At 65.8% G+C, this 23,422-nt stretch carries 17 protein-coding genes; 8 read left to right on the top strand and 9 right to left on the bottom strand.

The genetic code is table 11. From position 1 onward, the window contains the following. From P7D22_RS16750 to P7D22_RS16775, 6 genes are all read left to right on the top strand, one after another. Positions 1 to 874 (top strand): alpha/beta fold hydrolase (locus P7D22_RS16750; protein ID WP_319935398.1); only part of this gene is annotated, 874 nt, incomplete at its 5' end. Positions 875 to 983: 109 nt separating this feature from the next. Next, complete coding sequence (locus P7D22_RS16755) at positions 984 to 1,733, top strand: hypothetical protein (RefSeq protein WP_319935399.1); 750 nt, start codon at positions 984 to 986, stop codon at positions 1,731 to 1,733. A gap of 263 nt (positions 1,734 to 1,996) precedes the next feature. Then, positions 1,997 to 4,165 carry a type I secretion system permease/ATPase gene (locus P7D22_RS16760; RefSeq protein ID WP_319935400.1) on the top strand — a complete coding sequence of 723 codons (2,169 nt, stop codon included), beginning with the start codon at positions 1,997 to 1,999 and terminating at the stop codon, positions 4,163 to 4,165. Then, the gene (locus tag P7D22_RS16765; protein WP_319935401.1) at positions 4,162 to 5,586 is read left to right on the top strand and encodes an HlyD family type I secretion periplasmic adaptor subunit; all 1,425 of its coding nucleotides are present in this window, start codon (positions 4,162 to 4,164) and stop codon (positions 5,584 to 5,586) included. Before P7D22_RS16760 ends, P7D22_RS16765 begins: the two co-directional genes overlap by 4 nt. A 158-nt stretch (positions 5,587 to 5,744) precedes the next feature. Next, positions 5,745 to 6,836, top strand: a complete 1,092-nt coding sequence (locus P7D22_RS16770; protein WP_319935402.1) for a trypsin-like serine peptidase — start codon at positions 5,745 to 5,747, stop codon at positions 6,834 to 6,836. A 173-nt stretch (positions 6,837 to 7,009) separates the two neighbouring features. Further along, positions 7,010 to 7,843: an ABC transporter permease gene (locus tag P7D22_RS16775; RefSeq protein WP_319935403.1), complete on the top strand. Its 834-nt coding sequence runs from the start codon at positions 7,010 to 7,012 to the stop codon at positions 7,841 to 7,843. Between the two features lie 111 nt (positions 7,844 to 7,954). Here P7D22_RS16775 and P7D22_RS16780 read toward each other — a convergent pair whose 3' ends face one another. Continuing rightward, entirely contained in the window at positions 7,955 to 9,805 is a 1,851-nt protein-coding gene (locus tag P7D22_RS16780; protein WP_319935404.1) for a hypothetical protein, read from the bottom strand. A gap of 57 nt (positions 9,806 to 9,862) precedes the next feature. Here P7D22_RS16780 and P7D22_RS16785 point away from each other — a divergent pair, with 57 nt between their 5' ends. After that, positions 9,863 to 11,080, top strand: coding sequence for a hypothetical protein (locus P7D22_RS16785; RefSeq protein ID WP_319935405.1), 1,218 nt, complete (start codon positions 9,863 to 9,865; stop codon positions 11,078 to 11,080). On the opposite strand, the gene P7D22_RS16790 is transcribed toward P7D22_RS16785, so the two are convergent. Further along, entirely contained in the window at positions 11,077 to 13,239 is a 2,163-nt protein-coding gene (locus P7D22_RS16790) for a glycosyltransferase family 2 protein (protein WP_319935406.1), read from the bottom strand. The two genes, P7D22_RS16785 and P7D22_RS16790, sit on opposite strands and share 4 nt — an antisense overlap. Positions 13,240 to 13,752: 513 nt before the next feature. Between P7D22_RS16790 and P7D22_RS16795 the strand changes: the two genes are divergently transcribed. Next, the gene (locus P7D22_RS16795) at positions 13,753 to 16,866 is read left to right on the top strand and encodes a glycosyltransferase (protein ID WP_319935407.1); all 3,114 of its coding nucleotides are present in this window, start codon (positions 13,753 to 13,755) and stop codon (positions 16,864 to 16,866) included. 6 nt (positions 16,867 to 16,872) lie between these two features. Here P7D22_RS16795 and P7D22_RS16800 read toward each other — a convergent pair whose 3' ends face one another. The 7 genes from P7D22_RS16800 to tnpC all read right to left on the bottom strand — a co-directional run. Further along, positions 16,873 to 17,790 carry a rhamnan synthesis F family protein gene (locus tag P7D22_RS16800; RefSeq protein WP_319935408.1) on the bottom strand — a complete coding sequence of 306 codons (918 nt, stop codon included), beginning with the start codon at positions 17,788 to 17,790 and terminating at the stop codon, positions 16,873 to 16,875. A gap of 137 nt (positions 17,791 to 17,927) precedes the next feature. Next, positions 17,928 to 18,674 (bottom strand): SDR family oxidoreductase, encoded by a 747-nt coding sequence (locus P7D22_RS16805; protein WP_319935409.1) that lies wholly within the window; start codon positions 18,672 to 18,674, stop codon positions 17,928 to 17,930. Next, entirely contained in the window at positions 18,671 to 19,990 is a 1,320-nt protein-coding gene (locus tag P7D22_RS16810) for an FAD-binding oxidoreductase (protein WP_319935410.1), read from the bottom strand. The genes P7D22_RS16805 and P7D22_RS16810 overlap by 4 nt, the downstream gene beginning before the upstream one ends. Next, on the bottom strand, positions 19,987 to 20,433 hold the full coding sequence (locus P7D22_RS16815) for a GtrA family protein (RefSeq protein WP_319935411.1): 447 nt from the start codon (positions 20,431 to 20,433) through the stop codon (positions 19,987 to 19,989). Before P7D22_RS16815 ends, P7D22_RS16810 begins: the two co-directional genes overlap by 4 nt. After that, a complete protein-coding gene (locus P7D22_RS16820; RefSeq protein ID WP_319935412.1) occupies positions 20,430 to 21,881 on the bottom strand; it encodes a UbiA family prenyltransferase in 1,452 nt (483 codons plus the stop codon). The genes P7D22_RS16815 and P7D22_RS16820 overlap by 4 nt, the downstream gene beginning before the upstream one ends. 113 nt (positions 21,882 to 21,994) lie before the next feature. Beyond that, a complete protein-coding gene (locus P7D22_RS16825; protein ID WP_319935413.1) occupies positions 21,995 to 22,246 on the bottom strand; it encodes a hypothetical protein in 252 nt (83 codons plus the stop codon). 169 nt (positions 22,247 to 22,415) lie between these two features. Continuing rightward, a partial coding sequence (tnpC, locus tag P7D22_RS16830) for an IS66 family transposase (RefSeq protein WP_319935414.1) occupies positions 22,416 to 23,422 on the bottom strand: 1,007 nt, incomplete at its 5' end.

Raw genomic sequence — 23,422 nt, forward strand, 5'->3', positions numbered from 1 at the left:
GATGCGGCCCCGCACGCAAGCCGAACCCGCAATCGAAACTCCGGCGCCGCCGCGCCGCCTGCCCGAACCCGCGGCGCTCCCTCCGGTCCCCGTGGCGCAGCCCGCTGCCGCGGCTCCGACATCCGTCGGGGTCGGCCTCAAGCGCCTGCGCGCCGGCCAGGGACGACCGCTGGTGCTGGTTCACGGCTTCGGCGCCGAGGCCAATGGCTGGCGGCCGTTCCTGCAAGGGCAGTCGCTGGGGCGGCCCGTGCACGGCCTTGACCTGCCGGGTCATGGATCGACGCCGCTGAACGGCATCGCGAGCTTCGACGACCTCGTGGGCGCCACCGAAGCGGCGCTCAACGGGCTCGACGGCATCGACGTGGTGGCGCATTCGCTCGGCGGTGCCGTGATGACGGCGATCGCGGCGCGCGGGGAGGTCGACATCCGCTCCCTGGTGCTGATCGCGCCGGCGGGCCTCGGGCCGGACATCAACGGCGGCTTCATCGACGGTTTTCTGGCCGCAACATCGGAAGCCGCCCTGGCACCCTGGATGGCAGAGCTGGTGGCCGATCCGCGGGCCATCACGCCCGCCTTCGTGCGGGCCACGCTGAAGGGGCGCGACGGCACCGGCCTCGTGGCGGCCCAGCGACGTCTCGCGGCGGCCTTGTTCCCCGACGGCACGCAGGCGTTCTCGACGCGCGCCGACCTTGCCAAACTGCGCATCCCGGTTCGCGTGGTGTTCGGCACCGCGGACCGGATCATTCCGCCCCGGCATGCCGCCGCCCTGCCGCCCCTGGTGGCGGCGCACCTGATCCCCGGCGTCGGCCACATGCCGCACCTCGAGGCGCCCGAAACCGTGGCGGCGATCCTCGGCTTCGGTCTCGCCGGATAACGGGCTCCCCCCCGCGTCCGCGACGCTGCTTGATTTGCCATATTGCAACGATAAGGATGGACGGATCGCGGGGCTTGGGGTGGAGTCGATGGGGCAGAAGGACAAGCTTGTGCGGCGTTCCACCGATCACGTGCTTCACGCGATCAAGGACGGCATCCGCACCGTGCGCTACACGATCCGCGCCGAGGTGGAGACCCCCGGGGCCGCGCTGCCGAAATCCGTGGCCAGCATCGAACTGGCGCCCTTCATCGCGGCGGGGTCGGTCGTCGGCACACCGGCCCTGCGGGCCGTCGACGGGATCTTGACGCAGGTCGAAAGCCTCGCGGCCGACGTCGTCCGGCCGCAGGGGAGGGGTGGCCACATCGCCGTGTCGATCGACGCCTTTCTGGCCCCCGACGCTTCCTTTTCCGACCTGTTGTACGAGCCCTACAAGCGCCTGCTGGCCGCCCATGCCATCCGCAACGCCCTCGTGTCCGAACATGCGCTCGACCGGGCGCAGGACGGATTCCAGGCGCGCCAGGGCAACGGCCCGGGGTCGTCCATCGCAGCGGCCTGCGCCAGCCTGACGCTGGCCCTGGCAGAGGCGCGCCCCATCCGCAAGATCGATGTGTCCTCGGGCGCGGGCGCCTCGCCCCCGATGATGCTGGCGCCGAATCTTTATTGCGGCGCCGTCCTCGGCCTCGTCACAGCCCTGGTGTCGCGCGACCCCGCGCTGCACGGCGACATCGATGCTGTGCAGGACAGCGTGATCTCCGTCGTGGACGTTCGGTTCGACCGGTTCAAACAAGCCCTGTCGGGCAAGTCGCCAGCGGCTGAGCTGACGGACCAATTCGAAGCTCTGATGCCGTTCCTGCCTTGAGCCGGGCAGGCGGATCGGACGCGCGGGACGTTGCAGGCGCAGAGGGCATTCGAATGCGCCGCAGCCCCTTTGATCGCCTTGGAAGACCAATTCGCGGCGGGCGCGGGCACGATGCTCGACCGCGACGCTGGACGGAGTCACGGGTCGCCGCATAAGGTCTCTGCGTGAGCGGATGATCGGCATCTCGGGGCGCGACGCCCCCTTGAGGCTTTATCACGCGCCATCGTGGATCCCTTACTGACCGCTCAGGTTGTCCCGCCTTCATGAACACCACCGACGGGCCCGGACGCGGACATCAGGCAAGCGCCTGGGATGCGGCGCTCGTGGCGCTTTCGGCGGTTGCCGGGCATTTCCAGATCGCCGTCGATCCCGGGCAGTTGCACCACGATCTCGCGCTCGGCGGCAGGCGGGGCGGACACGACGACATCGTGCTCGGCGCCCGGCGCGTGGGCTTGCGGGCGCGTGCCATCGCGCCTCTCACGGCGCATCGCCTGCACCAGCTTCCCCTGCCGGCCATCCTGCGGTCGACCGATGGCGACTACGCCATCCTGGTCGCGACGCGGGACAAGGCCCGGCGTCGGTTGATCGACCCGGTCCTCGGCACGGCCCGCGACATCGCCCTCGACGAGGTCCTGGCCTGGTCGGACGGGACGGCCGTGCTGGTCACACGGCGGTTCGGCGGCGCCGGCGCCGAGCGCCGCCCTTTCGGGCTGCGCTGGTTCCTGCCCTCGATATGGCGCTACCGGAAGCCGCTCGGCGATGTGGTTCTGGCCTCGTTTTTCCTGCAGATCTTCGGCCTTGTCACACCCTTGTTCTTCCAGCTCGTGGTTGACAAGGTTCTGGTCCATAAAGGCACCTCGACCCTGGTGGTCATCGTGCTCGGCATGCTGGTGCTCAGCCTGTTCGAGGGCCTCCTCGATTATCTCCGGACCTATACGCTGGCCCACACGACGAACCGGATCGACGTCGAACTCGGCCGCCGCCTCTTCAGTCACCTGTTCCGCCTGCCCCTCAGCTATTTCGAGACGCGCCCCGCCGGGCAGACGGTCGCCCGCGTGCGGGAACTCGAGACGATCCGCAGCTTCCTCACCGGCCAGGGCCTGACGGCGGCGCTCGACCTCGTCTTCACGCTGTTGTTCATCCTGGTGCTGTTCGGCTATTCGGTGCCGCTGACGATCGTCGTGCTCGCCTCGATTCCGGCCTATGTGATCCTGGCGATCCTGATCCGGCCCTTGCTGCGGGACCGCATCAAGGAAAAATTCGACCGGGGTGCCAAATCCCAGCAGTTTCTGGTGGAGGCCGTGGTGGGCGCGCAGACCCTCAAGGCCGCCGCGGTCGAGCCCTTGATGCAGATGCAGTGGGAGGAGCGCCTGGCCGCCTACGTGGGCACGGCCTTCGACGCCTCCATGCTGGGCACGATCGGCCAGAACCTGATCCGCACGGTCAGCAAGGTCACAACCGTGGCCATCATCTTCCTGGGCGCCCAGGCGGTGATCAGCGGCCACATGACGGTCGGTCAACTGATCGCCTTCAACATGATCGCAAGCCAGGTCGTGCAGCCGATCCTGCGCCTGTCGCAGCTCTGGCAGGACGTGCAGCAGGTGCAGGTTTCGGTGGAGCGCCTCGGCGACATCCTCGACGCGCCCATGGAACGGGCGCCTGCGGCGCTTCAGTCGCTGCCGCCATTGCGCGGCGGCATCAGCTTCCGGCACGTCACCTTTCGGTACCGGCCCGACGGGCCTCCGATCCTGCGGGATGTCAGCCTCGATATCCGGCCGGGTGAGGTGCTCGGGGTCGTCGGACCCTCCGGCTCGGGCAAGTCCACCCTGACCAAGCTGGTGCAGCGGCTGTGCTCGCCCGAGGAGGGCCAAGTCCTGCTCGACGGCAATGATGCGGCTCAGCTCGATCCGGGCTGGCTCCGGCGCCAGATCGGCGTCGTGCTGCAGGACAACATGCTGTTCAATCGCACGATCCACGAAAACATCGCTCTCGCGAACCCGGGCCTGCCGCGCAGCCGCGTCCTGCAGGTGGCGGAGCTCGCCGGGGCTCACCCGTTCATCGCCGCCCTGCCGCAAGGCTACGACACGCTCGTCGAGGAACGCGGCGCCAACCTTTCCGGAGGACAGCGGCAACGCATCGCCATCGCGCGGGCGCTCGCGACCGACCCGCGCATCCTCATCCTCGACGAGGCCACGAGCGCGCTCGATTATGAAAGCGAGCGCATCATCCAGGACAACATGCGGGCCATCGTGCGGGGCCGCACCGTGATCATCGTGGCGCATCGGCTCGCCGCCGTGCGGGGCTGCGACCGGATCGTCGCCATCGATCGCGGCCGCATCGTCGAGGAAGGCGCGCATGCCGACCTCCTTGAGCGTCCGAACGGGATCTATGCCCGGCTGTTGGCGCTGCAGAACGGGCAGGCGGCCCCATGAGGGCGCGGCTCCGCTTCCACAACGACCGGGAATTCCTGCCTGCCGCGCTCGAGGTGCTGGAAACGCCCGCCTCTCCGCTGCGCCGCGTGCTGATGCTCACCGTCTGCAGTTTCGTGGCGCTCGCGGCGGCGTGGTCGTGTTTTGGACGCGTCGACATCGAGGCCGTGGCGAAGGGCAAGATCGAGCCGAAGGGACGCAACAAGGTCATCGAGCCGCTCGAGCCGGGCCGGACGGCCCGCGTTTTTGTCGAGGACGGCGCCATCGTGCATCGGGGCGATGCTTTGGTGGCCTTCGATCGGACCGAGGCAGAGGCCGACGCCACTCAGGCGCGCCAAAGCTTGTCGGTCGCCCTGGCTGATGCCGCGCGTTATGGGGCGGCCCTGCGCGCCGCTGCCGGGGAAACGCCGGGCGTCGGCGTTCCCGCCATCGCCTGGGATCCACGCGTCCCCGCCGAGCTCCAACAGCGCGAAACGGAAACCCTGGGCGCCGATATTATCCGCTTCCACGAGACCCTACGGTCCTTCGACGAGCAGGCGGCCGAGAAGCGCGCCACCCTGAAGCGCCTGGACGATCAGATCACGAGCGACACGGCCCTGATCGCCACGGCGCAGGAGCGGGTCACCATGCGGCAAACGCTGGTCGCCCACGATGCCGGCACGCGGTCGAGCTTGATCGATGCGGTGCAGGACCACCAAAAGGCGGAAGCGAGCCTTGTCGCCGACAAGGGCGCCCGTGGCGAAGCGGAAGCCGCGCTGACGACCTTGGAGGGCGGCAGGGACAAGGCCGTTGCAGAAACGAGGGCCGACAATGCAGCCAAGCGCGATCAGGCCGTCGACAAGGCCGATGCCTATCGCGAGATCCTCGCCAAGGCCGAAGCGCGCCTGGACCGCACCACCTTGCTGGCCCCGATCGACGGCATCGTGCAGAAGCTGGCCGTGACGACCGTCGGTCAGGTGGTCACCACCGGCCAGGATCTGATGATCATCGTGCCGAGCGAAGGCGGGCTCGAGGTGCAGGCCTTCGTCGACAACGCCGATGTGGGCTTCATCAAGCCGGGCCAGGAGGTCGTGGTCAAGCTCGATGCTTTTCCGTTCACCCGCTATGGAACCCTGACCGGCACTGTGCGGAGCATCGCCAATAACGCCATCGATCAAGGCGAGGCGCGCCGCATGCAGGCCAACGAGACGAGCCTCGCCAGCAGCGCCGCGTCGGTCGGCACGAACGATCCCGAAGGGCAGCGCTTCGTCTTCCCGATCACGATCGCGCTTCCGGATCGGGTGTTCCAGGCTGGTGCGCTCGCGGTTCCGCTGACGCCGGGGATGAGTGTGACGGCGGAGATCAAGACGGATCGCCAGCGTCTCATCGACTACGTCCTTTCGCCGCTCACCCAGGTCGGGTCGGAAGCCTTGCATGAGCGTTAGCCAAGGCTGCCGAAGCGGCGCCCCAACCGAGGTCCGGCGACCTGTCGCGACGATACGGATCGCGACGCACGAAAGAGCCGACACGAAGCTAAAACGCCTTGCCGGACAGCCATGTGTCCTCATAAGTTCTTAAACAGATCTCATCACGGGTGCCTTGCATGTCGAGTACCGCCGACTATCCCTACGGAACGATCGCGCTGGTACAGGATACGATCGGAGGGCAGACCTTTGAGGCCTCTGGCGTGCTGATCTCGCCCGACGAACTGCTCACGGCCTCGCACGTGGTCTACACTGAGGGGGTCGGGACGGCGACGTCGATCTATGTGGCGCCCGGCTATAACAACGGTTCGGAACCCTATGGGGTCGTGACGGGCACGAGCTTCCACTACAATGCCGTGAGCGACGCCAACGACCTAATCAGCCTGGCCAGCTCGCAATCCGACTATGCCGTGATCCATCTGAGCCGGCCGGTTTCGGCAGGCACGATGCAGCTTGCGTCCGACGTCAATGGCGGCCCGGTGAATGTGACCGGCTACCCTGGGACGGGTGGCGGGGCTCAGGTAACGATCAGCGAGACCGTGACCAAGGACCCCAATTACAGCCTGCTGGATGGCGTCGACACGGCCCCGGGTTCGAGTGGCAGCCCGCTTTGGCAAGAACAGAACGGACTGGCGCGGGTGATCGGCCTCGTGTCATCCGGGGATGGCACAAACGGCTACAGCACGCAGATCACCGCCGCGGCCGCGGCCCAGATCAGAAGCTGGGTGTACCAGGACGATTTCCCATCGCCGCTGATCGACGTGCCCTATTACCTCCAGGCCAACCAGGACGTCGAGGCGGCCGGCGCGTCGGCGGTGACGCATTACAACAACAGCGGCTGGCACGAAGGGCGCAATCCCGATCCGTTGTTCTCCACGAATGGATATCTCGACACCAACCCCGACGTGGCGAGCGCCGGGGTCAATCCGGTGACGCACTACGACCAGACCGGATGGCGCGAGGGACGGGATCCCTCGGCGGATTTCTCGACCGCGCTTTACGAGCTGCGCAACCCCGACGTGGCAGCCGCCGGCGTCGATCCGCTGCTGCATTACGAGGCTTCGGGATGGCACGAAGGGCGTGACCCTTCCGCGGCTTTCAGCACGACCGGATACGAGGCCGCGAACGGGGACGTCGCGGCGGCCGGGGTCGACCCCCTTCAGCATTTCCTGGTGTCGGGAGCCTGGGAAGGCCGCAATCCAGTCGCCTGACGGCTCGAACGCGGGCTCGGCCTGCCGGGCGCGGTGCGGGATCAGACAGCCTCGATGCGGGTCACCAGCGAGGTTTGACGCTGTTCCCCCCCCGCCCTATAAGCCGCTTCATCCGCGATGCGGCAGGTTCGGCACCGGCGTCACCGGACTCGAGATCGCTCGACGCCTAGGCCGTGCCCATCTTGAGTAGCCTCGTATCGTCACTCCGCCCGAAGCGTCGCGATTGGGATCTCGCAACGCGCGACCTGGTCGGCGGGTTCGCGGCGCACGACCTCTGGATGCTGCTCGGCACCAACGACATCCGGCTCCGCTACAACCGATCCAAGTTCGGGCAGTTCTGGATCACGCTCAGCATGGCCATCTTCATCGGTGGCATCGGGCTCGTCTACAGCACGCTGTTCAACCAGCCGATGCAGGATTACCTGCCGTTCCTTGCCGTGAACATCACGGTCTGGACGCTGATCTCCGGCATGATCAGCGACAGCTCGACCGTGTTCACCCAGGCGGCCGTCTTCATGCGACAGGACGCCCTGCCGCGAACCGTGTTCGTGCTGCGCTTGCTGGTGCGCAACCTGATCGTGCTGGCCCACAACATTCTCATCGTGCCGCTGGCTTTCCTGATCTTTTTGGTGCGTCCGTCATGGACGATCCTGCTGGCCATCCCGGGCCTTGCAATCGTGCTGGCAGCTCTGTTTTTTCTCACGTTGATGCTCGGGGTGCTCGCGACCCGCTTCCGAGACCTGCCGCAAATCGTGCAGAACGCGATGCAGCTGTTCTTCTTCATCACCCCGATTATGTGGCGGGCCGACCAGCTCACGGGCGGCAGGGAGCTCGTGGTGCTCCTCAATCCCTTCGCGTCGCTGCTCCGCATCGTTTCCGAGCCGCTGCTCGGTCACGTCCCGCCGGTGCAAAGTTACATCGCGGCCTGCGCCTCCGTCGTCATCCTGGCCGCCGTAGCCCTGCCGTTCTTCGCGCGCTTCCGGGCACGGCTGGTTTACTGGCTCTGAGCGGTGCACCGATCGCTCGGCTCCGCCGAGTTGTTATCGCGATCCAGGGTTGCGGCTTGGCTTCGGCGAAGATGATAGCCGGTGCTGCGGATACACGGGACGCCGTTCCTGTCAGAGTGCTCCGGCCGGCTCGGAGGTGGGTGAAAAGCGAAAGAACCGCACCGTCACGCTGTTCTGCCAATCCCGCTTACCTGAGCCATATGCCAGAACGCGGATGGCCTTGACGGCACGGGACGCCGGATCGGATTCGTGGCCCTGCAACAGGGCTACGAAGCTGGAGGCATCGTCGATCGTCGGCGACAACAGGAACCCGCCGCGCGCGATCGGCGCGACCAAGCGGAACACACGCTTGTGCCCATCGCCATAGCTGACCTCCAGATCGAGACCCGCCGATCGGAACAGCACGCTCAACGCGCGGCCGCGCCACGTTTGGGCCGTATCGATCGAGGCCCATACCCGCCCGGCCGGCACAGGGATGTCGTCTCCAAGACGGGCCACCGTCTGGCCGATCGGCGCATCATGTCGCTCCGGCAGTGCTTCAGGGCGCTTGTCGAGCACCGCGAGCGCGTTCGCCATGGCGCGGAACCGGTAGCGGGCGACGATGACGGGCCAACTCAGCGCATCGTCGAATGCGGGATACCGGGCGTCGATCGTCGCCGGATCGAAGAAGATGGTGTCTGGCGCCTTTGGGCCGAGGAGGTGATCTCGGTTCACCCCTGCCAGAAAGGGCGTGTAGGCCTGATAGCTCTGGAACACCGGTCTGGGATTCCAGGGTTTGTTCGAGGCGAGGACGACGGCGGTGTCGAGGTTATACAGATCGACCGTCCCTGTGGTGGCCGGCAAGGGTTTGGCTTGGCGAATGGCCTGCTGTGCATCCGCATAGATCTGCGGGAAGCTAGGACCAAGATGCATGCCATCCAGGTTTTGCGCCGTCACGATCGCGGCTCGTCGCAGCATCGCCAAAGGCCCGGATCCGTCGATCGCGTGACATCCGATGAACCCGGCGAGAAGGGGAACCACGCCGACCCAGCCGCGAGACGCAAAGCATAGCGCCAATCCGCTGAACAGCAGGAAGGCCGCGGCGAAAAATGTATGACCATCCTGGCGGACGAAGCCGGCCTTGAACACGAAGAAGGCGGTGAGCAGAAGGCCCGCCGTCACGGTCCAGCGGCCCCGTGGCGCGCCCGCGACGGCAAACCCTGCCAGGATGACGACGGCGAGCCAATAAACCCCGATCGGCGCACCAGGGCCCGGCTGCGCCATGGCCGAGAACCCGGACATGAAGACGAATTGCACGCCGAGGTAGGACGGCAGATCGCTCAAACCTTGCCCCATGACCAGCCAAGGCATCACTAACCCCAGCAAGGCGCAGCCCATCACGAGCAGGACGATGCGGAGGTGGCGCAGCAGCAGAAGGTGAAAGCACCCGAGGCCGCCCCCGACGGCGGCGGGAATGACGTAACTGCCTTTGATGTCGGCCAGCATTCCCAAGGTGAAGGCGAGCCCGGCCAGAACCGCCGCCCAGGATCGATCCCGATCCTTCGATGTCACGACCAGCAGAAACACGACGGCCAGCGACGCCGCCAGGGCATCGAACATCAATTCCCGCGCCACGATGACCGGCAGCAGCAGGAGCAGAACACCCGCGCGCGGATGGGCGATGCGCGCAAATCCGATCGTCAAAGCGGCACTGAGGAGCCCTGCGAACAAGAGGGTCCGGCCGTAATTTAGCGGATTGTACGCGCCGTCGAACAGCGTCCCGAGGGGGCCATAGGTCCACAGAAGATCGTGGCCGAGACGCAAGCCCGCGCCGGTCGCATAGGACATCCCGTAGGCCCATGCGGCGTCCAAGCCGAGGGCGGGGAAGGTGGGATACAGGGGTGCGAGGACGAGAAACGTAGCGGCCATGACCACGAGGGCCAGCGGGTCGATCGCTCCGGTCAGCTTACGGAAGCTATGCATCTCCGACCTGTGAAGAAGCCAAATTTATCCCCGTGTAATTTGCCCTGAGCATCGTCGATGCATGCCCCTGCGTTGCAATGTTACCCTATTTCCAAGACCATCGCCCGGCTGGACCTCGATCCTCAAATCGAATGGCATCGCCTGATCATGGACGTCTTCTCGGCCACAGAACGGCGCATTAGGCAAATGCGCCCTGCAGGGCTCGTGGCATGCTTGCTGCTGCTCGAATTCTTGCGCGCGGGCGTCTGGACGATACCAAGCATTTCATCCCTCAATACGCTGGCGCTTGATCCTTTCGCGAATCCCTACACCGGATCCGCACAGATCCTTTTCACCAATTGGCTGGGACCATTCATCGCCTATAGCGTCGGCATTTCCGGCCAATGGCCATTCACGCTGCTTCACGTCGGATTTTCGTGCCTGTTCCTCTTGACCGTCGGCTTATCGCTGTACCGGACATTGCCTTTGGAGGAGTGGCGAAAGGCAATCTGCATCTTCGCCATCCTCCCCGTATCGTGGACCCATCTTTACTGGATCGGATACGACTCCCTGACACTCGCGCTGATGGCGCTGATCATGGCCAGCCTGCATCGTCCCTGGCTCGCCTTTATCTTCGGCCTGGGACTCGGATTGCAGCATTTCGAACAAGGTCTTCTCGGCTTCGCGGCGCTCGCTGTCGCGCTGGGCCTGTCGTATTGGCGTTGTCCGGGGGAGAAGACGCGGCTTCGCGGAGCCGCATGGGCCATCGTCGGACTGCTGACCGGACGAGCCATTCTGGCGATGATCGTCCGGCACAACCACATCACCTTCGACCACGACCGTTCGGTTTCGTTTCTCAGCGAGCTCGGGCAGGCCTTTGCGACGAGCGCCCTCGGCTTGCCGTTCGTTTTGGCAAGCCTCTTGGGCCTCGGTTGGATCATCGTGATGCGGGATGTGAAGACCGCGCCGCATCGGTGGCCCTTATACGCAGCGCTCGCCGGCGCCCTCGTGGTCAGCATAGGGGTTTTCGACAATACGCGCGTTTTCGCCTGCATTACCTTCCCGGTCATTGCATGCTACTGGCTTTATGATCGAGCATGGCTCGAGGCGGTGCCGACCAGCCTCATCGCCGGCTTGGTGCTGGCTTGGACGGTGACGCCATGGATGTTTTGTTGGGGCGGCAAACCCTACGCCTCGGTTCTCCCCTACGACATCACCGTCATCGTCCATAACGTCGCGCACTGGCCACAGATCCCCGATCGACAACATCGATCCCTGTGGCCGTTCCTGCATTAGAGACGCTGCAACGGGGCATCGTGAACGATCGCCCTGAGGCGCAGGTGGCTTTGCCTCGAGACCAATGGCCGTGGAACGAAGAGCGCGTCGGTTGGATCGAGAAGGGGCGAGAAGAAAGGATCTCCTTCCTCCAGGATGCGCGCGTGCCGATCGTAGAACAATCGCGTGTCGTCAGGGTGGGGGTCGCGGCCGTCGTGCGACTTGCCACGGCTCGCAGACTCGTGATGGACCAGCACGGCCTCGGCGCATTGCAGGATGCGGTGCCCCGTTGCGCCGATGCGCAGGCAGAGATCGATGTCGTTGAACCCGACCGCGAGTTTCTCGTCGAAACCTCCGACCGCCGAGAAGGCGGCAGCGCTCACCAGCATGCAGGCTCCCGTCACGGCGCTGTATTGGCGCGTCAGATGCGGACCCTGCCGCAGGTGCAGGTAATCGTCCAGGCGCGCAAATCGGTAGGCATGCTCGGCGGCCCCCACCATGCCGACCACCACGCCCGCATGCTGGATGCGGCGATCAGGATACAGGAGCGTCGCACCCACCACGCCGACGTCCGGTTGCAGAACAAGATCGAGCATGGCGTCGAGCCAGCCTTCGGTTTCCGCCTCGATGTCGTTGTTGAGGAAAAGATAAAAGGGGTAGCCCCCTCCAAACCGTGAGACCGCCGCGTTATTGAGGGTGCTGTAATTGAACGGCCCTCCGTGCCGCAGCACCTTCACACCGCTTCGAGAGACCTGGTCCAGATACGCCAGGGTGTCCGCCTCCGTCGACTCGTGGTCGACAATCACGATGTCGACCTGACCGGTTCGCGTCGTTGCCCCAAGGGACGCGACGCATGTCTCCAAAAGCGCGCGCCGGTTCTTCGTGGGGACGATGGCCAGGACCTTGCCGTCGTGTCGCGCGTGACGGCGAACCGCGAACACATCCCCGTTCCCGGCAGGAGCGACAACCGCGTCGGCATACCCCAGGCGCCGGAGATGCGCGGCCGCTTCGGCCACCCTGTGCTGCGAAGCCGCCGCACGGTGGGCCGGCCAGCTGCGGAACAGGACATCCGGGACATGGACGATGCGGAGCCGATGCTCCAGGGCACCCAGTATCATCGCGACATCGTCGGTACGGACCCAGAGATCGCGGCCATCCGTCGTCGGCAAGACGGCACCACGCAAGACGATGGGACCGAACTGACGGGGAGATCGCAGGTAACTTTCGTGGGAAAATACGGGAAGGGCATTGAGGGCGATGTAGCGTCCGTCCTGTTCGGTGAGGATGCCGTCGCCATAGACCATATCCGCATCTTCAGCGGCCGCCGCGGCCGCGAAGCGGGCGAGGGCGTGCGGCTCGAGAACGGTGTCTGCGTCCATGAACAGGATGTAGTCGGCCTCGTCGCTCTCGATCGCGTTCGACGATGGCTTTCGCGCCGCGCGGCTGCCAAGGACCGAAATCGCAGATGAGCGAGCCGTCCACTGGCGCAGGACGTCTACGGCGGCCGGATCTGCCGGACTGCGAACCACCAATTGCCACCGCGGATACGTCTGCGCCATGAGGCTCGCCATAGCCGCATCCAGATTTGCAGCCCTGGCCCCAGCAGCGTCGAGCACGATGGCAAAGCTGGTGCCCCCATCGAAGGTGATGGCACCGGGATGCTCGCCAGACGCGTAAACGTGGAGCCAGTCGGGACCACCCGTCGAAAGCTGGCGCGCTTGCCGGGTTTCGATCAGCTTCGTCTTGAAATGGGCGAAGGACGGCGTCGCACGATAGGCCCGCCAGGCGGCCCGGGGATCTTCCAGCATCAGGGTCGCAAGCAAACGCAGCTTCCCGACTTCCGTGATCCGGACGCCTGCGATGTTGGTTGGGCCTGGAGCGTTCCCCGGCAGAAGCTGAAGGCTGCTGACGTGATCGGGCAGGCGGAGCAGCAAGGGCGGGGCAGCGCGGCTGACCGGGCCAAGCAAGATCGGCGCAATGGCAGGCGATCCGCCCTGGCCAACCAATAGCCGAGGCAGGGTAGCGCCCTCACCCCGGCTGGCCGTCGTGAAGACCAACCAGCACCATCGCCTCGGCGGCCGAGCACGATCGCTGATCAGGTCTGCCCGGGGATGGAAGCCTGTGCTGACCAGAGAGCCGTCACTCTCCTGCACAAGATCCTGCAGATCGGCAAAACCCATGCTGTGGCGCCACGGGCGCAAACGTTTCCACACTTCCGCGGCCCGCTCCGCGATCCCGCGCCAAGGACCAGACAGGAACGCCGACCTCAAAGGCGCGGGTCGAGCGGAGCCGATCTGTCATCGGCCGAAAGGAGCGCGCGACCATGCATCATTCGAGATCCTCTCGCTGCGACAAGCCGATCAGGTCCGAGCCGCGCCCGTCACTCGCCCCGGAGTCGTTTCGGACCCTAACCCATTTGACGGAGGACTGCAGCGAGCGACCCGGAAGGGCGCTGGCCCAGCCGGCGCAAACGGCTGGCAGGCATCGACCGACCTCGGGCGTGCATGCCGCGAGGCCCTGAACCGCGACCCCAACGCGCAAGCCACGGATGTCGCAGCGCCGGCCGGACCGGCTTCCCCCATCGTGCGCCCAAGCCTCCCGGCTTGCTCTAAGCCTTGAAGCTCCTTATCGATCGGCTTCGGTCATGGCGCGCGAGGAGGGCATCCTTCGGCGGCCACGCGTCTCGGTTTGGAATGCACGACAGCTCACACCGCTCCCTCCTGGTCATCCCCTCGATCAACGGCGGCGCCTTGCTCGAGCAGATGCTGCCGACGATCCGCTTTCCGGCCGCCAGCGTCGTGGTGCTCGACCAGGGCAGTACCGACGCCACGGCCGCGATCTGCGCCGAGGCGGGCGTCGAGCTCGTGCAGCTCGGGCGCCCGCACACCTACACGGAAGCCTGCAACATTGGCGCCGAGATCGCCAAGTCCCGCGGCATCCCTTATCTTTGCGTCGCCAACAACGACATCGTCTTCCGCACCGACGTGATGGCCGAAATGGCCGCGGCGCTCGATGAGGATCCGCGGCTTGCCATCGTGGCACCGGCCCAGATCATCATCGACCCCGCGCTCGACCATCAGCCCCTGTCGTATCGTGTGCTGTGGAGCCTCGAGCGCGTCGCCTTCTTCCATGACCTGGAGGATGCGGGGGCCGCGAGCGAACGGCTCGAGTCGGATTTCTGCGAGCTCACCTGCGTGCTGATCCGTATGGCGGCGATCGAGGAGGTCGGCTTCCTCGACAACGAATACGGGTTTTACCACGAAGATGCCGACTTCGGCTTCCGTCTCCGCCGGGCCGGCTGGAACTGCGCCTATCTCCCGCGCACCCAGATCGAACATCATTCGAGCTCGACCTTCGGCAAGGAGAAGTCGACCCGCAAGGCCGACTACATCGCCAAGAACAAGCTCTACTTCGCCGATAAGCTGCTCGGCCATGCCCTGAGCCTCGCGCCCTCCGTCCGCTTCCCCGGGGACCTCACGCAAACCTATGGCGCCGATCTGCGCCGTTATCTGGAGCGCTACGGCCTTCTCGATCGGGAAGCTCCAGAACTCTCGATCGGCTATCCCGACGGACCCGCGACACCCTACCTCTACACGCCCTTCGAGGGCGTACGGTTGCCCGACAGCTGGCGGCAGCATGGGGCGGCAGCGCGGGGCATCTTGGTGACTTCGGAGGCGACGCGGGCTGCCTTTGCGGGCCTGGGTGTCGCCGCCGCGGTGGTGCCGCTCGGCATCGAACCCGACATCTTCCATCCCTGGCGTCCGATCGGCGTCCGGGGTGATGAAACCACCTATCTCGCCATGGTCGACGGCCATCAAAGCCGCTCCCTCGCGGTGATCCTCAAAGCCTGGCATCGGTTCAAGACGGGCGGGCGCCGGGCGCGCCTTCGCCTTCTCGGGGTCGGGTTGCAGGAGTGCCTGGGCCGCGCGCCCGATTCCAGCTATCGCGCCGGCCCGCTGGAGACCCTCCGGTTCGAACCCGAGGGCGTGGAAGTCCAGGCCGTGCTGGCGCCGCTCCCGGCGAGCGAACTGGCCGGCATCTATCGCTCCGTCGATTACATGATCGATGCATCCTGCGGCGAAGGCGTGATGGTCAACGTCCTTCAGGCGCAGGCCTCCGGCGTCCCATGCCTGTTCGGCCGTTATGGCGCGACGGCCGGGATGGCGTTCCCGGACGCGCTGACGTTTGCGGCCGCGCCCTCGGGGCATGAGCCGGACCTCGATGATCTCGTGGCCCTCCTGGCTCGGAGTTTCGCCTTGAGCCTGCAGGATCGCGCGGCGCTCGGGCGGCGCGGCGTTCTCGACGTCCGGTGCCGCTTCACCCTGCGGCATAGCGCGATGGGGATGTACAACGCCTTGGGCGACACCCAGGCCCGTGACCCGTCCCGGGTCATCGAGGCCTTGAAGCTGCGCCCCGCCGACAAGGATGCGATCGCCACCCTGACGCCTCCCTCGGCCACCAGCCTGGTGCGGCGGGTCAGCGGATTGACGGCCCGGCGCGTCCAGACGGTAGGGCGCCTGACGATGCAACTCGGGGCGGATTGGGAGCGCGGAGGCTTCTTCCATGCCGGCCGCTCGACGACCGCCGAGCTCCGCCTGTTTCTGCACCACAGGTCGCGGCAAGTATCCTCGCTGGCGCGACGCTTGGTGAAACCGGCCTCACGGATCCGGCTTCCCGCTCCGCCGCCGCCCGGCTCCACGCTGCTGATCGGCTATGTGGAAGGGCAACTCGGATTGGGCCAGTCGTCGCGCGATCTCGCCAATGCCATGAGCGCCGCGGACGTGCCGTTCAACATCTACCCGGTCAATCTCGGCATCGAAGGTCGCCATCTCGGACCGTTCATGAGCGAACGCTACGACACCATCCGGCCGCACGCCGTCAATGTGGCGTACCTGACGCCAGACGAACTGCCGACCGTCCTGGCCCATATCGGCCCCAAGCATTTCGCGCGGAGCTACAACATCCTGCGAACCTATTGGGAGTTGAGCGAGGCTCCCGAAGCCTGGGTGGCCAAGCTCGAAGGCATCGATGAGTTGTGGCTGCCGAACGCCTTTGTGGCCGACAGCTTTCGCAGCATCTTCCCGCGCAGGATCACGGTGGTGCCGCCCTGCGTCACCATCCCGGCATGGGAGTCGAAGGGGCAGGCGCATTTCGGCCTGCAGGACGACCGGTTCTACTTCCTGTTCTCGTTCGACTATCACTCGTTCCCGAGTCGCAAGAATCCGTTGGCGGTCATCCGCGCGTTTCGCAATGCGTTCCCGGAACCTGCCAGCCCGGTCGGACTGATCGTCAAATCATCCGCTTCGACGATGCACCCCGAGATCCGGGAAGCCATCCAGGCTGCGGCCCGTCACGATGGCCGGATCACGGTGATCGACGCTCACCTGTCCCGGCCCGAACTGTTATCGCTGATGAAGGCCGCGGATTGCTACGTTTCGATGCACCGCTCCGAGGGCTTCGGCCTCGGGATGGCCGAGGCGATGGCCATGGGCAAACCCGTGATCGCGACGGGCTATTCGGGCAACACCGAGTTCGTGACCGAAGAAACCGGTTACCCGGTGTCCTATGCGCTCCGGAAGGTCGGCCCGCGCGACTACGTCCATTTCGCGAGCAACCAGATGTGGGCCGAGCCGAGCGAAGCCTCCTGCATGGCCGCCATGGTCCGCGTGGTCTCGAACCCTGAGGAGGCCGCCGAGAAGGCCCGCGCCGGTCGATCCTTCGTGGAATCGCGCTATGGGCCCGAAACCGTCGGACGCATTGTTGCGACACGCCTCAACGAAATCTTTGCGGAACGCGGACCAGGGTAGGGGTCCTCAGCGGCGGCCGCCGCGCACAACAATCCCGACGATCCGGCGGAGCGGTCGGGGCACCCTCCCGACAAAGGGCATGATTGCCTGCAACAATTGTTCGCGCATCGGCGGTTTAAACTCCGCCGAAGCGGGCGAGACGTAAGGCGCGGGGAACAGGAAGTTAGGCTCTTCCGTGTGCAGGCGCGTGGCCGTGATGATCGCCGCCGCCGGTTGTGCGGGATCCGATGCCAGTAAGGCCGGCATCGCGACGGTGAGGTAACCCTGCCGCCGCGCCTCCACCGGGAAGACGCGTTCCATCGCATGGGCGACCGTGCCGTCCAGTTGCGCCGCCTCGCTTTCGAACAAGGCGGGTAGGCTCTCGGCCGCCAGCATCCCGAGTGCGTCGCGACGGAACCAGAACATGTTGCCCGCCGCGAAATAAGCATCGACCATATCGGCGTCTGACAGGCTGTGGCCGATGTCGGCCATCACGGCCTCCATGGCGGCGCCGTTCTGCAGCACCCAGGGCTTCACGGGAAGGCAGAAGCCGTGCGGTGCCACGAAGCCGATCCGGGGATCGGCCGCCATGCGGGCAACGATGTCCCGCACGCCCCGCTTGGAGGGCAGCAGCGAGGCAAGCAGCAGGGCGAGCCACTGGGCACCATCTGCCCGCTGCGGCGACTTCTTCGTATGGATCTTGAGACCGATCTCGAAATCGGGCGCCTCGGCCAGGGCCCGCAGGAACGGCAGCACGTCCCGTCCCCGATTTTCGACGACCTGCACGCGGAACGAGCGTAAGTGACGCGTCCGCGGCCTGAAGATCGAGGCGGGATCGTGCGACGTCGTCACCACCAGATCGAAGGGCACGCTCATGCGGCGCGCCAGCGACGCCCCGATCTTGCGCCAAACATCCAGGTAGTGGACCTGAGCGAAGACGACCAACGGCTTCTCGCGAAACCGATCGAGTTCAGGCAGAGACAGGATTGATCACTCCTCGACGGGCTGCGCTGCTCATGGCCTGGGAACCGCTCGGGCGTCAATCGCCACGGGCTGCCGCCCCGGCCGATGCAACCGGGCTTTCAAAAGCGCATCTTCTTGAAGATGGGCTCGGGCACCATCGCGATGATGGACATGATCAATCGCCAGACGGGCCGCACATAGATCACATCACGCCCTCCTTGGAGGGCCTTCCAGGTCGCCTCGGCCACTTCGCGGGGCTGGGCCGTGAGAAGAGGTGGCAAGGTCATGCCGGCCGTCATCTTGGTGGCCACGAAGCCGGGCTTCAGCGTCACGACCCGAACAGGCGTGCGTGACAAGCGCGCCCGCAATCCGGACAGAAAGGCCGTAAAGCCGGCCTTGGCTCCACCATAAACGTAGTTGCTGGCCCGGCCCCGATCGCCTGCGACGGAACTCACGCCGACGATGACGCCGCTGCCCCGCGCCTCCATCCGGTTCGCGAATTCGCCAAGCAGGAGCGCGGGAGCCACGTAGTTGGTGGTCATCACGCGCTCGGCCGCGGCCCCGTCGCGCGTTGAAGCGGCCTGATCGCCGAGCAGGCCCACGACGCAGACCACAGCCTCGGGAAGTCTTGGCAGCCGGTCGATCCATGCGCCGGGCACATCCGCCAGGATGTCGAATTCCACCACATCGACCGCGATCCGATGCCGAAGCCGGAGATCCTGCGCATCGCCTTCGAGCCGCTCGGAAGCGCGGGCCGCCAGGATGAGGTCGGCGCCGGATTCGGCGCAGCGATGGGCGACCGCCATCCCGATGTCCGAGGTGGCGCCGAGCACCAGAACGGGCGATAGCGTGGTCTTGTCCGTCAAAGTCCGAGCCTTTGCGATTGCAGCGATGCGAAGCGGCGGCCGGGGTCGACCCGGTCCCGCAGGGCCGAGAACCGCGCGCGTTCAGGATAGCCGCCAAGCACCGTCGCCGAAGCGGAACGCGCATCCTTGGCTAGGTAGATCCGGCCCCCGGCCTCCGCCACCATCGCGTCGAGCGTCGTCAGAAGGTTGAAGTTCGCGACCGTGGCGGGAAAGTCCAAGGCGAGAGTGTAGCCTTCGACGGGGAACGACAGGAATCCCCGACCGGCGCCGAACAGCTTCAGAACGGCCAGGAAGGAGCCGCTGCCATGCTTGGCGATCCGGGTGAGGATGTTTCGGAGACCCTCCCGCCCAGCCGCTTTCGGCAGGGCGAACTGGTACTGCACGAAGCCGTTCGCCCCATAGATGCGGTTCCAATCCAGGAGGCCGTCCAGCGGGTAGAAGTAGCTTTCGATCGGCACCAGGGCGGTGCCGGGCGTCCCGCGCCGATAATAAAGCGCGTTGAAGGCTTTGACGCTCCACCGGTTGAGTGCGAAACCCGGTGCATCGAAGGGAACCCGCAAGGCGCGCTTCGGCGCGGCACCATCGAAAGGCCGCCTGCCGGCTTCCCGCACGGCATTCGCCGTCGCATGCGCCCCCAACGTAATCAGGGACCGTCCCAGCCGCTCGCCCTGGGACAGGCAATCGATCCAGGCGACGGAATAAGGGATGTCGCCGTTCGACTCGAACACGGTCATGGCCTCGTCGAGGTTCGCCGCCTTGTGGGTCACCTGTCGGATCAGGTCGGTTTCGATCCGCACCAGATGAAAGGCCGCCCGGAGCACGACGCCCGTCAGACCCATGCCGCCGCACGTCGCCCAGAAAAGGTCAGGCTCAACCTCCCGGCTGCAGCGACGCACGGCGCCGTCCGCCCCCATCAGGTCGAGCCACAGCACGTGATCGCCGAAGGCGCCGGCCACGTGGTGGTTCTTGCCATGCACGTCGGCTGCGATCATGCCGCCGACGGTGACGAACTTCGTGCCCGGCGTCACGGGAACGAACCAGCCGCGCGGCACAAACAAACGAACGAGGTCGACAAGCAGGGTCCCGGCTTCGCAAGCCAGCAGACCCGTGGCTTCATCGAAGGCAATCAGGCGCGACAGGCGACGCATGGACAACGTCGCGGCCGGGTTCATGGCGGCGTCGCCGTAAGCCCTGCCGTTGCCACGGGCGATGATGGAGCGCGACCCTGCGATTGCGGCGGCAATTTCAGCCTCGTGGCGCACCTCGAGCAACGGGCATTCGACGCGTGGAAACCGGCCCCATCCCGAGAGAATCACCGGGCGTCCGCCGCCGTATTGCGCCCCGTGAAGACGAAGCGTCGATCGAGCTCGTATTTCACCACATAGCCGACCGCGAGCCCGATCGCGCCCCCGAGATAGATCAGGCGCCCAGACGGATCGAGGCGTGAGAAGAGGAACTCGGTTCCCCAGAAGATCGCGGTCGTGGTGAGGCCCATGAGCGTATATAGCGAAAATTGCCGGCCATGCGCCTTCAAACCCTTCGACCGGTCGTCGAAGATGAAACGCTTGTCGAGTCCGTATTTGACCACGAGACCCGTTCCGGTCCCGACCACGAGGGCAGGCCACAGCGCCATGGATAGCGGCACCCCCATCCTACTGGCCAAGGCGACGCAGCACCATTGGGTCCCGAGGTTCAGGCCCGCCGCGATGGCGGCAAACACGGCGTAAACCGCGGCGAGGCGCAGCCTGGCGGACGTCATATGCTCGCCGCCATCAGGAGGACGCAGGCCAGGGCGACCAGCAGGCTGGTGCGATCCTTGACCGCGAAGACGACGGGATCGTCATGCATGAGGCCGCGATGCGTCATCAGGATCGTACGGCTGACCCAGTAGAGCAGCAGCACCGCGATCGGCCAAAGGCGGGCGGGATGGCTATAAAGCGCACGGATCGCGGGCCTGTCGATGTAGAGCGCCAGAACCAGCACCGAAACAAAGCCACTCGCCGTCGACATGGCCTGCAGGACGGGAAAATCCTCGGTGGCGTAGCCACGCCCGGCCAGTAAACCGCTGCACCCCCGTGCCTTGCTGTCCACGAGTTCGGCGCAACGCTTCACAAGGGCGAGACAGAAGAAAATAAAGATCGAGAAGGCGACCAGCCATGGGGACAAAGCGATCGAGGCGGCCGCGCTGCCCGCGACGAGGCGCGTACCGTAGAGGCAGGCCAGCGTCACCACATCGACCAGCGTCTTGCGTTTCAGCCAAAACGAATAGGCGCAGGTCAGCACGTAGTAGCCAACAAGGACCAGCAGGAATCGCCAGGGCAGAAACAGGCCGACGAGCAACGAGGACGCGAGAAGCGCCGGAAACAACAGCGCGCCCTTGACGAGTGGGATGCGGCCGGCCGCGAACGGGCGCAGCCGTTTGCGCGCATGGGCCCGGTCGCTCCGAAGATCGAGAAGATCGTTGAGGATGTAGACGCTCGACGCGCACAGGCTGAAGCTGATGAACCCGAGGACGGACGCGAGGAAGGACCCACCCAGACGATGCGCCGCCAGGGCTGGCACAAGGACGAGGACGTTCTTCAGCCATTGGTGCAGCCGCATCGCCCGGACGTAGTCGAGCCAGACCCGACCCGAAACGAACGACCGGCGCGTGCCGATCGCCTCGGCATGCGGCGCCCACCGCCGGACGGCGTCCAGATGGGATGGCCGCGCATCGGCCAGGAACACGCCACGCGCTCTCCGCCACACGGCCTCATCGACCGGAGCATCACCGATATAGTCGAAACCGCCTTCGCCGAAAATCGCGCAAAGCAGATCGGCTTTCCGCTGCCCCGCGAGGTTGACCCCGTCTTCCGAGCCGAAGACGCCATCGAAGATGCCGAGGTGATCGGCGAGCGATTGGACAAGCCGCTTGTCCGACGCCGAAGCGAGATAGATGTTTCGACCCTTTGCCTTCTCGCCCACGACATAGGCGAGGACCTCTTCGTTGAACGGCAAGCTGGCGACTTCGAAGACTGCCTGATCCGCAAGCTTGGCCTTGAGCGCGGCCCGGCCAAGCCGCAAGGCCTGGAGGGCGCCGATGGTTTCATGCGGCCGATGCGACAACAAGGTGAAGAAGGACTCGACGAGCAGATCCGTCCTGAGCAGCGTTCCGTCGAGATCAACGACGAGGGGACAATTTGACTGTCCCGAATGCGCGCCGCTCAAAGATCCGCGTCCATGCCAGACCTTCTGCTACGTCGGCAACAAATCATTTAAAATCAGGTGTCTTATAAACCATAGACAGCCTTGTCGCTATCTCCAGCCGCCGTAGGCCTTGGTTACGGCGCTGCGAGTTCCTGCTCCCTGCTGATCGCCGTGAACCGACGACCAAGCCGAAGGGCAGGCCGCTCGATGGCGATGTGGACCAGCGTGGCCATCGCGACGGTGCTTGTCGATGCGATGAGAAGAAGCGAGAAAAGGCGTCCCGGCGTGCTCGCATTAAGCAAGGCGCTGGGCTGCGCCAGCGTGTAGAGGCCGAACAGAACAACTCCGTGTAGCACGTAGACGCTATAGCTGATTTCACCCAACATCAGCAGCGTCCGCGTGCGGAGGAGACCGAAGAGCGTGTTCCCGCAAGCAATGGGGGCGAATACCACGAGCAGAAGTAGGTAACAAAACGCCGAGTAGGGATTGTCGCAACTCACGAACACAGCCAAGGCGGCGCTGGCGCGTAATTACCCACCCCTATGACAGCAGGGTTTAGGCGCCGACGGTTTTGAGGATGGTGGCGAAGGGACTGCTGCCTGTGAGGCGCGCGGTATCGACGACGGTCCGGATGTCGGCCTCGCCCGCAGCGGCCCACATGGCGCGGTAGCCGTTGGTTACCTTCCGCTGGACCACGGATGGGCGTAGCAGCCTCTCTGAACCGTTGTTGGTGGGTTCGACCGTCCCGGGATGGGAGAGGAAGACCAGGAGCTGATCGCGAGCCCGGCCGATCTTGGCTTGGATGGCTCGCGTCAGATCGCAGCGACTCGGCGTGCCGAGGATGGCGCCGAGTTGTCGATCCAGGCTTCGGCACTTGGCGGCGAGCGTCGAGGGGGCCAGATCGGTGACGCGCTCGGCCAGGGCGAACACGGATTGCAACCAGAGCTGCAGGCGCCAGGGGACCGGATCGTCGCTTGTCTCGACGACGTAGGCGACATCGCGGGCCAGATGCGCGAGGCAGGTCTGGTGGGCGACCGCATGGCCCTGTTGGGCCGTGTAGCGATCCGAGATCCACACTGCGGGCCGATGCCCGTCCATCATCTCCCGCACCACGATGGCACCGCGCGTCGGGGAGGCCGTGTGCACCACGGCCTCGGTCGCATGGAAGACCCAGTGATAGGCGTTGCTGCCCTCGATGCGCACGCCGGTTTCGTCCGAGGCGACCACCGCGGCCCGGCGCAGGGTCGAGACGGCCTCCTCGCGGCCGAGACGGAAGCGCGCTTGCGCACGGCGGAGCAGGTTCATCAGGCCGCCTTGGCTCAGCCTCAAACCGAACAGGTCGGACAGCGCCGCCTGCAGCCGCTCGTAGGACAGCGCCTGGAAGGTCTTCAGATACGTTGCCACTGCATGCAGTCGTGGACCGAACGGCGTGCCCCGCGCCGCCTCCGCCACAGGCGCGACGACCCGCACCCCGCAGGACGGGCAGTGCACGGCGAGGCGCCGATGCTGGGGAGCTATGTGGGAAACTGGGTGACGACGGTGGTTTGAAGGCGGCGTATCGA

The organism is Lichenihabitans sp. Uapishka_5 (genome assembly GCF_033947565.1).
Lineage (GTDB): Bacteria > Pseudomonadota > Alphaproteobacteria > Rhizobiales > Beijerinckiaceae > Lichenihabitans.

Coding starts and splice junctions, on each gene's coding strand:
- P7D22_RS16760 (WP_319935400.1), top strand. CDS start 1,997: ATGAACACCACCGACGGGCCCGGACGCGGACATCAGGCAAGCGCCTGG.
- P7D22_RS16765 (WP_319935401.1), top strand. CDS start 4,162: ATGAGGGCGCGGCTCCGCTTCCACAACGACCGGGAATTCCTGCCTGCC.
- P7D22_RS16770 (WP_319935402.1), top strand. CDS start 5,745: ATGTCGAGTACCGCCGACTATCCCTACGGAACGATCGCGCTGGTACAG.
- P7D22_RS16780 (WP_319935404.1), bottom strand. CDS start 9,805: ATGCATAGCTTCCGTAAGCTGACCGGAGCGATCGACCCGCTGGCCCTC.
- P7D22_RS16785 (WP_319935405.1), top strand. CDS start 9,863: ATGCATGCCCCTGCGTTGCAATGTTACCCTATTTCCAAGACCATCGCC.
- P7D22_RS16790 (WP_319935406.1), bottom strand. CDS start 13,239: ATGGGTTTTGCCGATCTGCAGGATCTTGTGCAGGAGAGTGACGGCTCT.
- P7D22_RS16795 (WP_319935407.1), top strand. CDS start 13,753: ATGCACGACAGCTCACACCGCTCCCTCCTGGTCATCCCCTCGATCAAC.
- P7D22_RS16815 (WP_319935411.1), bottom strand. CDS start 20,433: ATGACGTCCGCCAGGCTGCGCCTCGCCGCGGTTTACGCCGTGTTTGCC.
- P7D22_RS16825 (WP_319935413.1), bottom strand. CDS start 22,246: ATGTTGGGTGAAATCAGCTATAGCGTCTACGTGCTACACGGAGTTGTT.